This window comes from Agrobacterium larrymoorei (assembly GCF_037722385.1).
GTDB lineage: Bacteria > Pseudomonadota > Alphaproteobacteria > Rhizobiales > Rhizobiaceae > Agrobacterium > Agrobacterium larrymoorei_C.
In genome coordinates this window covers 47,287-61,905 of sequence record NZ_JBBKAQ010000020.1, presented here as the reverse complement: position 1 = coordinate 61,905, position 14,619 = coordinate 47,287, and the positions used below count along the sequence as shown (strand labels likewise).

Sequence of the window (14,619 nt, the reverse complement as noted above, 5' to 3'; positions counted from 1 at the left end):
GCCGATCCAACCATTCTAATTCAACTCAGGGAGGGATGAATGGCGCCGCGCAAAAACGCGTCTGTATCCGGCCGCAAGACAACGGCAAAGACGCCTGCCAAGGAATTTACCGGCAAGAATTCTCCGGATTTCGGCAAGGACGAAGAACTCCACGCGTATCGCGAGATGCTGCTCATCCGCCGCTTCGAGGAAAAGGCCGGCCAGCTTTACGGCATGGGCTTCATCGGCGGTTTCTGTCACCTCTACATCGGCCAGGAAGCCGTTGTCGTGGGTATGCAGATGTCGCAGAAGGAAGGTGATCAGGTCATCACTGCCTATCGCGACCACGGCCATATGCTGGCTGCCGGCATGAGCCCGCGTGGTGTGATGGCCGAATTGACCGGACGTCGCGGCGGCCTTTCCAAGGGCAAGGGCGGCTCTATGCATATGTTCTCCAAGGAGAAGCATTTCTACGGCGGTCACGGTATCGTCGGTGCGCAGGTTTCGCTCGGAACCGGTCTTGCCTTCGCCAACAAGTATCGCGGCAACGACAATGTGTCGGTCACCTATTTCGGTGATGGCGCGGCCAACCAGGGCCAGGTCTATGAGAGTTTCAACATGGCTGCTCTCTGGAAGCTGCCGATCATCTACATCGTCGAGAACAACCGCTACGCCATGGGTACGTCGACAAGCCGTGCAACGGCGCAGTCGAACTACTCGCTGCGTGGTTCCGGTTTTGGCATTCCCGGCGTTCAGGTGGACGGCATGGATGTTCGCGCCGTCAAGGCCGCTGCGGACGAAGCGCTTGAGCATTGCCGTTCCGGCAAGGGCCCGATCATTCTGGAAATGCTGACCTACCGTTATCGCGGTCACTCCATGTCGGACCCGGCCAAGTATCGTTCCAAGGAAGAAGTGCAGAAGATGCGCTCCGAGCAGGACCCGATCGAGCAGGTCAAGGCGCGGCTCATGGAGCAGGGCTGGGCGAGCGAGGAAGAGTTGAAGGCGATCGACAAGGATGTCCGTGACATCGTGGCCGACAGCGCTGACTTTGCCCAAAACGACCCAGAGCCGGATGTCTCCGAGCTTTACACCGACATTCTGCTCTGATCGGGAAAGGGAAAACAATGCCAGTAGAAATTCTTATGCCCGCCCTTTCCCCGACCATGGAGGAAGGCACGCTTTCCAAGTGGTTGAAAAAGGAAGGTGACAAGGTCACCTCCGGCGACGTGATCGCGGAAATCGAGACTGACAAGGCGACGATGGAAGTCGAAGCCGTGGACGAAGGTGTTATCGGTAAGATCCTGATCGACGCCGGTACCGAAAACGTCAAGGTGAACACGGCTATTGCCGTTCTCCTTCAGGAAGGTGAGAGCGCTGACGATCTGTCGTCTTCCGCAGCACCGAAGAAGGAAGAGCCGAAGGCAGAAGCTGCAAGCTCCGGTTCTGACGCCGCCGGCGGCAAGACCCGCGAAGCCAGCGAAGAGCCTTCCGCTTCCAAGGAAACGGCAAAGGCACCCGCCGCACCCAAGATTGAGGTTGCTGCCGATCCGGATATTCCGGAAGGCACCGAGTTCGCGACCCAGACCGTGCGCGAAGCTCTGCGCGACGCCATGGCCGAAGAAATGCGCTCGGACGAAAACGTCTTCGTCATGGGCGAAGAAGTTGCCGAATACCAGGGCGCCTACAAGATCACTCAAGGGTTGCTGCAGGAATTCGGCGCCAAGCGCGTTATCGATACGCCGATCACCGAGCACGGCTTTGCCGGTATCGGTGTTGGCGCTGCCATGACCGGCCTGAAGCCGATCGTCGAATTCATGACGTTCAACTTCGCCATGCAGGCAATCGACCAGATCGTCAACTCTGCTGCCAAGACGCTCTATATGTCCGGCGGTCAGATGGGCGCTCCGATGGTGTTCCGCGGTCCGTCGGGTGCTGCTGCCCGCGTGGCGGCTCAGCATTCGCAGTGCTATGCCGCATGGTACAGCCACATTCCAGGCCTCAAGGTCGTCATGCCGTACACGGCAGCCGACGCCAAGGGTCTCTTGAAGGCTGCTATCCGCGATCCGAACCCGGTCATCTTCCTTGAAAACGAAATCCTGTACGGTCAGAGCTTCGAAGTGCCGAAGCTGGATGACTTCGTCCTGCCGATTGGCAAGGCGCGGATTCACCGCAAGGGCAAGGATGCGACCATCGTTTCCTTCGGTATCGGCATGACCTATGCGGTCAAGGCTGTCGCCGAGCTGGAAAAGGAAGGCGTCGATGTCGAGTTGATCGACCTTCGCACCATCCGCCCGATGGATCTTCCGACAGTGATCGAATCCGTCAAGAAGACCGGTCGTCTGGTCACGGTCGAAGAAGGCTTCCCGCAGTCATCGGTCGGTGACTTCATCTCCAACCAGGTTCAGCGCGCCGCATTCGATTATCTCGATGCGCCGATCCTGACGATTGCTGGTAAGGACGTTCCGATGCCTTACGCTGCAAACCTGGAGAAGCTGGCTCTGCCAAACGTTGACGAAGTCATCCAGGCTGTCAAAGCCGTCTGCTACAAGTAAGGGGAGGGCGTTTCGATGCCTATCAACATCACTATGCCTGCCCTTTCGCCGACGATGGAAGAGGGCAATCTGGCCAAGTGGCTGGTCAAGGAAGGCGACAAGGTTGCTCCCGGCGACGTGATTGCCGAAATCGAGACCGACAAGGCGACCATGGAAGTGGAAGCTGTAGACGAGGGCACAGTCGCCAAGATCGTGGTCCCGGCCGGCACGGAAGCGGTCAAGGTCAATGCCTTGATCGCCATCCTCGCTGGCGAAGGTGAAGACGTGGCTGATGCGGCAAAGGGTGGCGATGCTGCCCCCGCTAAGTCTGAGGCGAAGGCTGAGGCTTCCAAGCAGGAAGCCAAGGCCGAGGCCCCCAAGGAAGAGAAGTCTGAGGCTGCACCTAAGGCTGACAAGCCTGTTGCAGATCAGGCGGCTGCGCCTTCGACGCCAGCGCCTGTGTCCAAGTCCGGTGAGCGTCTTTTTGCTTCACCGCTGGCACGCCGCATGGCGAAGGATGCTGGTCTTGATCTTTCGGCTGTTTCCGGCTCCGGCCCGCATGGTCGCATTGTTAAGTCGGATGTCGAAAAGGCCGTTTCGTCTGGTGGTGCGAAGGCTGCACCGGCTGCGGCACAAGCGCCTGCATCGTCCGGCGCTGCTGCTCCGGCCCCTGCGAAGGGTCCGTCAGACGAGAACGTTCTCAAGCTGTTTGCCGAAGGCTCCTACGAGCTTCTGCCACATGACGGTATGCGCAAGACCATTGCCTCGCGTCTCACCGAGTCGACCCAGACTGTTCCGTCCTACACGGTCTCGATGGAATGCGAACTCGATGCGATGTTGAAGCTTCGTGCCGAGATCAATGCCTCAGCACCGGTGAAGAAGACAGAGAAGGGCGAGGTTCCGGCCTTCAAGCTCTCTGTCAACGACTTCATCATCAAGGCAATGGCGCTTGCGCTGCGCGATGTTCCGATGGCGAATGCTTCCTGGACATCGACCGCTCGTGTTCTTCACAAGCACGCCGACGTCGGTGTGGCTGTGTCGATCCCGGATGGCCTGATCACGCCGATCGTCCGCAAGGCCGAGGAGAAGTCGCTTTCGGCTATCTCCAACGAGGTCAAGGATCTTGCCAAGCGTGCGCGTGACAAGAAGCTGAAGCCGGAAGAGTATCAGGGCGGCACCACATCGGTGTCTAACCTTGGCATGTTCGGCGTCTCGTCCTTCACGTCGATCGTCAACCTGCCTCAGGCTTCGATCGTCTCCATCGGCGCTGGCGTCGAGAAGCCGGTCGTTCGCGGCGGCAAGATCGAAGTCGGTACGGTGATGACGGCGACCTTCGCCTTCGACCACCGCGTCATCGATGGTGCGCTCGGCGCGGAACTCGCTTCCGCCTTCAAGCGGTACATCGAAAGCCCGATGTCGATGCTGGTCTGATAAAAATAGTTGAGCCGGATGCTGGTGGCAGCCTTCGGCTCTTCTCCTTCTGGAGGCGGATGTGACGAAAACCGTTCTTTGCTACGGCGACAGCCTGACGTGGGGATATGACGCCGAGAATCTCGGGCGTCATGCTTTCGAAGATCGCTGGCCGAGCGTGCTGCAGAAGGCGCTGGGCGGTGAGGTCAATGTTATTGCCGAAGGCTTGAATGGGCGCACCACCGCGTATGACGATCATCTGGCCGATTGCGACCGCAACGGTGCAACGCTGCTGCCGACGATTCTGCACAGCCATGCGCCGCTTGATCTCGTCATCATCATGCTCGGCACCAACGATTTGAAGCGCGGCATCGGTGCTGGTTCTGCTGTCGGTGCCGTCAAGGGTGTGGAGCGTCTGGTAAGCCTCATCCGACATCACGCCTGGTCCTTCGAGGATCATGACGAGCCGGAAATCCTGATCGTTTCGCCGCCGCATATTTGCGAAACCGGCAACGAGATGTTTGCGGCGATGTATGCGGGTGCCATCGAACAGTCGAAGATGATGGGTTCGCTCTATCGCGATCTGGCGGATGACAAGGGGTGCGCCTTCTTTGATGCGGCCTCCGTTGCAGTCACGACACCACTCGACGGCGTCCATCTGGATGCCGAAAATACGCGTGCGCTGGGACGCGGGCTGGAGCCCGTGGTGCGCATGTTGCTTGGAATTTGATTTGAATTCGATTGACGCAGCGGCGGAACAGTCGCCGTCAAAGAGACAAAGGCAGGACATAGAATGGCTCAATCCTACGACGTCATCATCATCGGCTCCGGTCCCGGCGGTTACGTAACGGCAATCCGTGCGGCACAGCTCGGCCTGAAGACGGCGATCGTCGAGCGCGAACATCTTGGCGGTATCTGCCTCAACTGGGGCTGCATTCCCACCAAGGCGCTTCTGCGTTCCGCCGAAGTGCTCGACAACGCCCATCATGCGAAGAATTATGGCCTGAAGCTGGAGGGAGCGATCAGTGCGGATGTGAAGGAAGTTGTCGCCCGTTCGCGCGGCGTGTCCGCTCGCCTGAATGGCGGCGTCGCCTTCCTGATGAAGAAGAACAAGATCGACGTCATCTGGGGTGAGGCCAAGCTGACCAAGCCGAACGAGATCGTCGTCGGCAAAATTTCCAAGCCGATCGTCCAGCCGCAGAACCCGGTTCCAAAGGGCGTTCTGGGTGAGGGCACCTATACGGCCAAGCACATCATCGTCGCGACGGGTGCGCGTCCGCGTGCGCTGCCAGGGATCGAACCGGACGGCAAACTGATCTGGACCTATTTCGAAGCGATGAAACCGGACTTCATGCCGAAGTCCATCGTGGTCATGGGCTCTGGCGCAATCGGTATCGAATTCGCCTCCTTCTATCGCTCGATGGGCGTGGACGTGACAGTGGTCGAGCTGATGACCAACATTATGCCGGTGGAAGATGCGGAAATTTCAGCTTTCGCTCGCAAGCAGCTTGAAAAGCGCGGCCTGAAGATCATCACCGAAGCCAAGGTTTCGAAGGTCGAGAAAGGTTCGAACTCGATTACCGCCCATGTCGAGACGAAAGACGGCAAGGTCCAGCAGATCACCGCGGATCGTCTGATTTCGGCTGTCGGCGTTCAGGGCAATATAGAGAACCTCGGTCTTGAAGCGCTCGGCGTAAAGACGGATCGCGGCTGCGTCGTCATCGATGGCTACGGCAAGACCAACGTTCCAGGTGTTTACGCGATCGGCGATGTCGCCGGTCCTCCAATGCTTGCTCACAAGGCAGAGCACGAAGGCGTTATCTGCATCGAAAAGATTGCCGGCGTTCCGGGCGTACACCCGATGGATAAGGCCAAGATCCCGGGCTGCACCTACTGCAATCCGCAGGTCGCTTCGGTCGGTCTGACGGAAGCCAAGGCGAAAGAGCAGGGACGTGAAATCCGCGTCGGCCGCTATTCTTTCGCTGCCAATGGTAAGGCGATCGCGCTTGGTGAAGACCAGGGCATGGTCAAGACCATCTTCGACAAGAAGACCGGCGAGTTGATCGGGGCGCATATGGTGGGTGCGGAAGTGACCGAGCTCATTCAGGGCTTCGTCGTGGCGATGAACCTTGAGACGACGGAAGAAGAGTTGATGCACACCATCTTCCCGCATCCGACGCTGTCTGAAATGATGAAGGAAAGCGTGCTGGACGCTTACGGGCGTGTTTTGAACGCTTGATAATTGCTCTCGTCGCTCCCACTCTCTGGGGGAGCGATATCAAGGGAGAATGATCATGTCGATTGTTACGGAAGCCTGGGTTGTCTTTCTGCTGATCGGCCTGGTGGCCGGTTTTCTCGCCAGCCTCATTGTTGGCGGTGGCGGGTTGATCGGTTGCCTCTTGAGCGGCGTCATCGGCGCATTTGTCGGCGGCTATCTTTTCAACGCTTTCGGCATTTCGCTTGGTATTGAAAACGCTCTGGTGGTGCAGATCATTCATGCGACGGTGGGTGCAATCATCGTCACGCTCATTGCAAGGCTGATTGCCTAGACAGGCTTTTGCGAAGCGGCGGGTTAAAGAAAGGGATTGCGGATGGAAAGTGTGGGCTGGATTGCTGCCATCATTATCGGCGGCCTCGCGGGCTGGCTTGCGGGCAAGCTCATGGATATGCGTTTTGGCATCTTCATGAACATTGTGCTGGGCATTGTCGGCTCCGTCGTCGCCGTTGCGGTGTTGCGCACATTCGACGTGTTTGTGGAAGACAGCCGCCTCGGCTACTTCGTCACGTCTTTCCTGGGCGCAAGCCTTCTGTTATTCCTCGCCAAGCTCGTCAGGCGTTAAAGCCGCTTTAGAAGCGGCAGAAGCAGGTCTCTCTTATGGTCACTATTCTCGACAGGATGTCCCAGCCGGACGAAAAGCGTATCCGTCATCCGGAAAAGGCGCATAAGCCCGACACGGAAGTGGCGCGCAAGCCGGAATGGATCCGCGTCAAGGCGCCGACGTCCAAGGGCTACCACGAGACGCGCGAACTGGTGCGCAGCCACAAGCTGGTGACGGTGTGCGAGGAGGCCGGCTGTCCAAATATTGGCGAATGCTGGGACAAGAAGCACGCAACCTTCATGATCATGGGCGAGATCTGCACGCGCGCCTGCGCCTTCTGCAATGTCTCGACCGGTAAGCCGAACCCTCTCGATCTCAGTGAGCCGGAAAACGTTGCCAAGGCCGTCAAGCAGATGGGCCTCAGCCACGTCGTCATCACCTCGGTTGACCGCGACGATCTCGCGGACGGTGGCGCCGAGCATTTCGAAAAGGTGATCTGGGCAATCCGTGCGGCTTCCCCCAATACGACGATTGAGATTCTGACCCCTGACTTCCTGAAGAAGCCGGGCGCTCTGGAGCGTGTCGTTGCGGCAAAGCCTGATGTGTTCAACCACAACATGGAAACCGTTCCCGGCAACTACCTGACCGTTCGCCCAGGCGCGCGCTACTTCCATTCCGTGCGCCTGTTGCAGCGCGTCAAGGAACTGGACCCCACAATGTTCACCAAGTCCGGGATCATGGTTGGTCTTGGTGAAGAGCGTAACGAAGTGCTGCAGTTGATGGACGATCTTCGCAGCGCCGATGTCGATTTCCTCACCATCGGCCAGTATCTACAGCCAACGCGCAAGCACCATAAGGTCGAACGTTTCGTCACCCCGGAAGAGTTCAAGTCCTATGAGACCGTTGCCTATACAAAAGGCTTCCTGATGGTCTCTTCCAGCCCGCTGACGCGCTCGTCGCATCACGCCGGCGATGACTTTGAACGTCTGCGTGCCAATCGCGAGAAGAAGCTGCTGGCCGCTGCTGAGTGACTGGGCAGCGCCTCGCAGCGCTGGACTGAGAGCTTTCAGGGGATCTTAGGCGTCTGGGGGTGTCGGAGCTGCACCACCTAAATCCGCATCCCGCGCTTGGATAGCGAGATTATGCCCGATTGAGTATTTGGTCTCGAAACGCCCATTTGGTCTTTGAGACACAAGGCGGCTGGATACCGGCTCAAGGCCGGTATGAAGGATGATTAAGCTCGCGGCTAAAACAAATGTTTGAAACTAACCCGGACAGCATCGTGTCAGGCCCGAGCATGACAAACAAGGGTCATCGGCCCTCTCCCAAGGTTGTCCGTCCATTTCAATTGCGTACCAGGTTGGTCAAACCAATCCGGCAATCCATCAAATATCCAGGTTTTCCGCAAAGGCCGCACGGTCCTGAATGAAGCGGAAGCGGGCGTCTGCCTTGGTTCCCATCAGGTTATCGACCGCCTCGCGCGTGCCTTCGAAATCCACATCGTCGATTTCCACGCGCAGCAGCGTACGCTTGGAAGGATCCATGGTGGTTTCTTTCAGCTGCGCGGGCAGCATTTCGCCCAGGCCTTTGAAGCGGCTGATTTCGATCTTGCCGCGGCCCTTGAACTCGGTCTCCATCAGTTCAGCACGGTGGACGTCGTCGCGCGCATAGGCGGACTTCGATCCTTGCGTGATCTTGTAGAGGGGCGGAACGGCCAGATAGAGGTGGCTGCCGCGGATCAGTTCGGGCATTTCCTGATAGAAGAAGGTGATCAGCAGCGAGGCGATATGCGCGCCGTCCACGTCGGCATCGGTCATGATGATGATGCGCTCGTAGCGCAGATCCTCATCACGATATTTGGTGCGCGTGCCGCAGCCCAGCGCCTGGATCAGATCGGCGATCTGCTGGTTGGCGGAAAGCTTTTCACGGCTGGCGCTGCCGACGTTCAGGATCTTGCCGCGCAGCGGCAGGATGGCTTGGTTGGCGCGGTTGCGCGCCTGCTTGGCGGAGCCACCAGCCGAGTCACCCTCGACGATGAAGAGTTCAGCGCCTTCGGCTGTGTTCTGCGAGCAGTCGGCCAACTTGCCGGGCAAGCGCAGTTTGCGCACTGCAGTCTTGCGGTTGACTTCCTTTTCCTTGCGACGGCGCAGGCGCTCTTCGCAACGCTCGATCACCCAGTCCAGAAGCTTGGCGGCTTCGTTCGGATTGCCGGCAAGATAATGATCGAACGGATCGCGCAGCGCGTTCTCGACGATGCGCTGGGCTTCGACGGTGGCGAGTTTGTCTTTGGTCTGGCCGACGAATTCCGGCTCACGAATGAAGACGGACAGCATGCCGACCGCCGAAATCATCACGTCATCGGTGGTGATTTCACGGGCACGCTTGTTCTGCGTCAGTTCGGCATAATTCTTCAGCCCCTTGGTCAGCGCAATGCGAAGGCCAGCTTCGTGTGTGCCGCCTTCAGGTGTCGGGATGGTGTTGCAATAGGAATGGATCTGGCTGTCGCCGCCATACCAGGTGACTGCCCATTCCAGCGCGCCGTGACCGCCGGTCTTTTCCGTTCTCCCTGAAAAGATTTCGCGGGTGACCGTAAAGTCCTTGCCCAATGTGGCGGAGAGATAATCCTTCAAGCCGCCTGGGAAATGGAAGACGGCCTTTTCCGGAATTTCACCGCCTGCCGGCACGACACCCGGATCGCAGCTCCAGCGGATTTCGACGCCGCCGAAGAGATAGGCCTTGGAGCGTGCCATCCGGAAGATGCGGGCGGCTTCGAACTTGGCGTGTTCGCCGAAGATCTGCGCATCCGGATGGAAGCGCACGCGGGTTCCGCGGCGGTTATGGACATCGCCCAACTCTTCCAGCGGGCCTTGCGGAATGCCGCGTGAAAAACGCTGGCGGTAGAGCTTGCGATTACGTGCGACTTCTACTTCCAACACGTCGGACAGAGCGTTGACGACGGATACGCCGACACCGTGCAGACCGCCGGAGGTCTCGTAGGCCTTGCCATCAAACTTGCCGCCGGCATGCAGCTTGGTCATGATGACTTCGAGCGTGGACTTGCCCGGCACTTGTGGATGGTTTTCGACGGGGATACCGCGACCGTTATCGCTGACCGTCAGGAAGCCTTCGGCATCCAGATGCACCTCGATGAAGTTGGCGTGGCCGGCAACCGCTTCGTCCATCGAGTTATCGATGACTTCGGCAAAAAGGTGGTGCAGCGCCTTCTCGTCGGTCCCACCAATATACATGCCCGGACGCATGCGTACCGGCTCCAGACCCTCCAGAACGCGGATGGACGAGGCGCCGTAATCATCGCCCGATGACGTGACTGGTGCAGGCGCGGCTTTTGGCTGCGCGACCGCCTTTGCAGCCGGTGCTACAGCGGGTGCAGCTTCCCGCGTTTCTGCTTCAGCGCGGCTGGCTGCGGGAAGGCCGGAGAAAAGATCGTTGCTATCGTCCATAGGTCCAGTTCAATCAGATTTTGCCCGGATTTTGTCCATGCGAGCATGCAGGATACAGACACCGGTTGACGTGTCGGGCTACTCTAGCAGGGTACAAAGGGCTGATGCTCTACCGTAAAGGATTGCGTTGCGGCAGCCCGGATGGCAAGACTTGTGGCGCAAATGAAACGGTTCCTCAAGGCATGTCCACAGCTCTTTTCACCTTTTGTACTCTTTTCTGCCTCTCTGTTGCAGCGATACCCACCAGCGCTCAAACCAATGGTGGGCCGCTAAAACCCTTCAAGGACGATCTGTTTTCTGCCCAGACCGTGTTGTCCACGTCGGATAACGGTTCGTCCCAGGTTATCGAGTACCAGGAGATGCGCGATATCAACGGGCGGGACGAAATCCCAGAGCAGCGAGTAAAACGGCAATATGTCGATCTCGCGCCGAAAAGCCTTCAGGAGCTGGAAACGATTTCCGTCGGAGGACGCTCTATCGATGTGGGACGCGTCGGACGGGCGAGCGGCCAGGCGTTTACTGTGATCTTTATACACGGCCGGGGTGGGGATCGTCGGCTTGGCATGAAAGATTATACTTTCGGCGGCAATTTCAATCGACTGAAGAACTTAGCTGTCGAAAATGGCGGCACCTATTATGCGCCGAGCGTCAAGAGCTTCGATCAGAATGGCGTAGCCGACGTTGCGGCTCTGATCAGTGATGCGAAAGCGAAATCAGGCGGGAAGCCCGTCATTCTTGCCTGCGCGTCCATGGGAAGCTTCATCTGCTACGGCATCAGCCGCGACGCGGCCGCGGTTGCCGATCTGAAGGGTATGGCGATTCTCGGCGGCGCGGTCGATCCCGATTTCGCCAAAAGTGCATTCATCAAGGCGAAGAAGCCTGTCTACTTCACCCATGGGAGCCTCGACAAAGTCTATTCGGCCGATCAGCAGGCCGTGACGTTCCGGGCGCTTTTGAAGGCCGGTGTGCCGACACGCTTCACGCTCTTCCAGACAGGAACCCATGGAACGCCGGTTCGGATGACCGACTGGCGCGCCGTGCTCAACTGGATTCTCGTTCATTAGGCCGGATTAACGATTGCTCACGATAGGTCTTGTACGAAATTCACCAAATTTCGAACCGAAACCTTGCTTTTTCATCCAATTTCCTGTCGCTGTTCTCTGAGAAGAACCTGCAAACAATCAAGAGGAATGACTGCTCGATGACCCCAGATATTCGCCCGCTCGTCGCTGGAAATTGGAAGATGAACGGAACGCGCGCCTCGCTCGATCAAATCAAGGCGATGGCCGAAGGGGTAAAGGGTCCTCTTGCGGAAAAAATCGAGTCGCTGATCTGCCCGCCTTCGACGCTGCTCTATGTCGCGACGGCGCTTTGCGAGGACAGTCCACTTAAAATTGGCGCGCAGGATTGCCATCAGAATGCATCAGGCGCGCATACGGGCGATATCTCCGCTGAGATGATTTCGGACTGCTTCGGCACACATGTAATCGTGGGACACTCCGAGCGCCGCACCGACCATGCTGAGACGGACCATCTGGTGCGCGCTAAGGCCAGTTCTGCCTACGCGGCCGACCTCATTGCCATCATCTGCATTGGCGAGACGGCGGAGCAACGCAAATCAGGCCAGACGCTCGACGTGCTTAAGCGCCAGCTTGACGGGTCCTTGCCCGATGAGGCGACCGCCGCCAACACGGTCATCGCCTATGAGCCGGTTTGGGCGATCGGAACAGGCCTGACGCCAACTGTCGATGACGTGCGGGAAGCGCATGCTTTCATGCGCGATGAGCTCGTCAAGCGCTTCGCCGGCGAGGGAAGGGGCATGCGCATTCTCTATGGCGGCTCGGTCAAGCCTTCCAACGCCTTGGAACTGATGGGGATCGACAATGTCGATGGCGCGCTCATCGGTGGCGCGAGCTTGAAAGCCTCCGACTTCCTGTCCATCTATGCAGCTTACGAGCAGTTGACGGCCTGATTTTTTCGGAAAAGCAGCCAGGCTTTCGGTTCCCAGGGGCTTGGAATACGCATTCGCCTCATGTAAAGAGCCGCAAACTTCTTCATTGTGCTCCTGATGGGGCATGGAATGGATTGTCATGCAGAACGTACTGATTGTTATTCACCTCATGATCGTGCTGGCGCTTGTCGGCGTGGTGCTGATCCAGCGTTCCGAAGGCGGTGGCCTCGGTATCGGCGGCGGTTCGGGCTTCATGTCTGCCCGCGGAACCGCTAACGCGCTGACACGCACGACGGCGATCCTCGCCGCTTTGTTCTTCGCGACATCTCTCGGCCTTGGCCTTCTGACCCGCTACGAATCGCGCCCGACCGACATTCTGGACCGTATTCCAGCGCAGCAGGGACAGGGTAACGGCATTCTCGACACGCTCGGACCGTCGACGACGACGCCTTCGGCACCTTCTCAGGCTCCAGCGAATAACGGTGTACCGTCCACCACCAATGGTGCGTCGAACCAGGCACCGGCTCAGCAGACCCCTGCAACGACGACGCCAGCCGCACCAGCTGAAGGTGGCTCTGCGGCTCCGGCTGCACCGGCGCAGCAACAGGCTCCCGCCAACACCAATGGCGTTCCGACCGGCCAATAAGGCTCAGTCGACGATTAACACTCCGGCAGGCTGCAAAGCCTGCCGGTTTTCTTTTGTTTAGATTCCAGCTCAGCTTCCACGCGTCATCAACAGATGATTTCGCGATCAATGAATTTGGGACTGGCGGAATCATCTATTAAAAGGTAAGCGGTGACTCCCATGGCGCGATATGTATTCATCACAGGCGGCGTGGTATCCTCCCTTGGGAAGGGCATTGCGGCCGCGGCACTCGGAGCGTTGTTGCAGTCCCGTGGATATCGGGTGCGGCTTCGCAAACTCGACCCCTACCTCAATGTCGATCCCGGCACCATGAGCCCCACCCAGCACGGTGAGGTTTTCGTGACCGATGACGGCGCGGAGACGGATCTCGATCTTGGCCATTACGAACGCTTTACGGGGCGCTCGGCAACCAAGACCGACAACATCACCACGGGTCGCATTTACAAGAACATCATCGATAAGGAACGCCGCGGCGATTATCTTGGCGCGACGGTTCAGGTCATTCCGCATGTAACCAACGAGATCAAGGATTTCGTCACTGAAGGCAATGACGACTATGATTTCGTCATTTGCGAAATCGGCGGCACGGTCGGCGACATCGAGGCGATGCCTTTCATGGAGGCCATCCGCCAGCTTGGCAACGATCTGCCACGCGGCACGGCGATTTATCTTCACCTGACGTTGATGCCGTACATTCCGGCAGCCGGCGAGTTGAAAACCAAGCCGACGCAGCATTCGGTCAAGGAATTGCAGGCACTTGGTATTCACCCAGACATCCTGCTGGTTCGTGCCGATCGCGAAATTCCGGAAGCAGAGCGTCGCAAGCTTTCACTCTTCTGCAACGTGCGTCAGTCCGCCGTCATTCAGGCGCTTGATGTCGCGAATATCTATGACGTACCGACGGCCTATCATAAGGAAGGCCTCGATAACGAGGTTCTGGCCGCCTTTGGTATCGAACCCGCACCCAAGCCGCGTCTTGAGCTGTGGGAAGAAGTCTGCAATCGCATCCACACCCCTGAAGGCGAAGTGACGATTGCGATCGTTGGCAAGTACACCGGCCTTAAGGACGCCTATAAGTCGCTCATTGAAGCACTGCACCATGGCGGTATCGCCAACCGTGTGAAGGTGAAGCTCGAATGGATCGAGTCGGAAGTCTTCGAAAAGGAAGACCCGGCGCCTTACCTTGAAAAGGTCAATGCCATCCTCGTTCCCGGTGGCTTTGGTGAACGCGGTTCTGAAGGCAAGATCCGTGCAGCTCAGTTTGCTCGCGAACGTCAGGTTCCGTATTTTGGTATCTGCTTCGGCATGCAGATGGCGGTTGTGGAAGCAGCACGTCACCTCGCGGGCATCGAGAAGGCCTCTTCGACCGAATTCGGTCCAACCCAGGAACCTGTCGTTGGTCTTATGACCGAATGGGTCAAGGGCAATGAGCTCGAGAAGCGCAATGCCAAGGGTGATCTTGGCGGCACGATGCGCCTCGGCGCCTACAAAGCGTCGCTGAAGAAGGATACCAAGATCGCCGACATCTATGGCTCGACCGACATTTCCGAGCGCCACCGCCATCGTTACGAGGTCAACGTGGAGTACAAGGATCGTCTCGAAAGCTGCGGTCTTGTGTTCTCCGGTATGTCTCCGGACGGTCTTCTGCCGGAAACTGTCGAGTATCCGGATCATCCTTGGTTCATCGGTGTGCAGTATCATCCGGAACTGAAGAGCCGGCCGCTCGATCCGCATCCGCTTTTTGCAAGCTTCATCGAAGCAGCACTGGTTCGGAGCCGTCTGGTTTGATTGTTAAGACGTGACGAAATTAAAGATCGAAAGG

13 protein-coding genes are annotated in these 14,619 nt (G+C 58.1%); 12 read left to right on the top strand and 1 reads right to left on the bottom strand.

What is annotated here, in order from left to right:
* Positions 1–39: 39 nt before the first annotated feature.
* The 8 genes from pdhA (at position 40) to lipA (ending at position 7,770) form a co-directional block, all read left to right on the top strand.
* Positions 40–1,086 (top strand): pyruvate dehydrogenase (acetyl-transferring) E1 component subunit alpha, encoded by a 1,047-nt coding sequence (gene pdhA, locus WKI41_RS19255; protein WP_340195088.1) that lies wholly within the window; start codon positions 40–42, stop codon positions 1,084–1,086.
* A gap of 17 nt (positions 1,087–1,103) precedes the next feature.
* Positions 1,104–2,531, top strand: a complete 1,428-nt coding sequence (locus WKI41_RS19250; RefSeq protein ID WP_340195087.1) for a pyruvate dehydrogenase complex E1 component subunit beta — start codon at positions 1,104–1,106, stop codon at positions 2,529–2,531.
* Between the two features lie 15 nt (positions 2,532–2,546).
* Entirely contained in the window at positions 2,547–3,941 is a 1,395-nt protein-coding gene (locus WKI41_RS19245) for a pyruvate dehydrogenase complex dihydrolipoamide acetyltransferase (protein WP_340195086.1), read from the top strand.
* Between the two features lie 61 nt (positions 3,942–4,002).
* Positions 4,003–4,650, top strand: a complete 648-nt coding sequence (locus WKI41_RS19240) for an SGNH/GDSL hydrolase family protein (protein WP_340195085.1) — start codon at positions 4,003–4,005, stop codon at positions 4,648–4,650.
* A 63-nt stretch (positions 4,651–4,713) separates the two neighbouring features.
* Entirely contained in the window at positions 4,714–6,159 is a 1,446-nt protein-coding gene (lpdA, locus tag WKI41_RS19235) for a dihydrolipoyl dehydrogenase (RefSeq protein ID WP_340195084.1), read from the top strand.
* A gap of 55 nt (positions 6,160–6,214) precedes the next feature.
* Complete coding sequence (locus tag WKI41_RS19230) at positions 6,215–6,469, top strand: GlsB/YeaQ/YmgE family stress response membrane protein (protein WP_296014248.1); 255 nt, start codon at positions 6,215–6,217, stop codon at positions 6,467–6,469.
* Positions 6,470–6,511: 42 nt separating this feature from the next.
* Entirely contained in the window at positions 6,512–6,760 is a 249-nt protein-coding gene (locus tag WKI41_RS19225; RefSeq protein WP_062427373.1) for a GlsB/YeaQ/YmgE family stress response membrane protein, read from the top strand.
* Positions 6,761–6,795: 35 nt separating this feature from the next.
* Entirely contained in the window at positions 6,796–7,770 is a 975-nt protein-coding gene (gene lipA, locus WKI41_RS19220; RefSeq protein ID WP_340195083.1) for a lipoyl synthase, read from the top strand.
* 354 nt (positions 7,771–8,124) lie between these two features.
* Here the strand turns inward: lipA and parE are convergent, their stop codons facing one another.
* Positions 8,125–10,200 carry a DNA topoisomerase IV subunit B gene (gene parE / locus WKI41_RS19215; RefSeq protein ID WP_340195082.1) on the bottom strand — a complete coding sequence of 692 codons (2,076 nt, stop codon included), beginning with the start codon at positions 10,198–10,200 and terminating at the stop codon, positions 8,125–8,127.
* Positions 10,201–10,382: 182 nt separating this feature from the next.
* Here parE and WKI41_RS19210 point away from each other — a divergent pair, with 182 nt between their 5' ends.
* The 4 genes from WKI41_RS19210 (at position 10,383) to WKI41_RS19195 (ending at position 14,585) form a co-directional block, all read left to right on the top strand.
* Positions 10,383–11,264 carry an alpha/beta hydrolase gene (locus tag WKI41_RS19210; protein WP_340195081.1) on the top strand — a complete coding sequence of 294 codons (882 nt, stop codon included), beginning with the start codon at positions 10,383–10,385 and terminating at the stop codon, positions 11,262–11,264.
* A gap of 137 nt (positions 11,265–11,401) precedes the next feature.
* A complete protein-coding gene (tpiA, locus tag WKI41_RS19205; protein WP_340195080.1) occupies positions 11,402–12,172 on the top strand; it encodes a triose-phosphate isomerase in 771 nt (256 codons plus the stop codon).
* Positions 12,173–12,290: 118 nt separating this feature from the next.
* A complete protein-coding gene (gene secG, locus WKI41_RS19200; RefSeq protein ID WP_340195079.1) occupies positions 12,291–12,797 on the top strand; it encodes a preprotein translocase subunit SecG in 507 nt (168 codons plus the stop codon).
* A gap of 159 nt (positions 12,798–12,956) precedes the next feature.
* Entirely contained in the window at positions 12,957–14,585 is a 1,629-nt protein-coding gene (locus WKI41_RS19195) for a CTP synthase (protein WP_340195078.1), read from the top strand.
* The last annotated feature ends 34 nt before the right edge of the window (positions 14,586–14,619 follow it).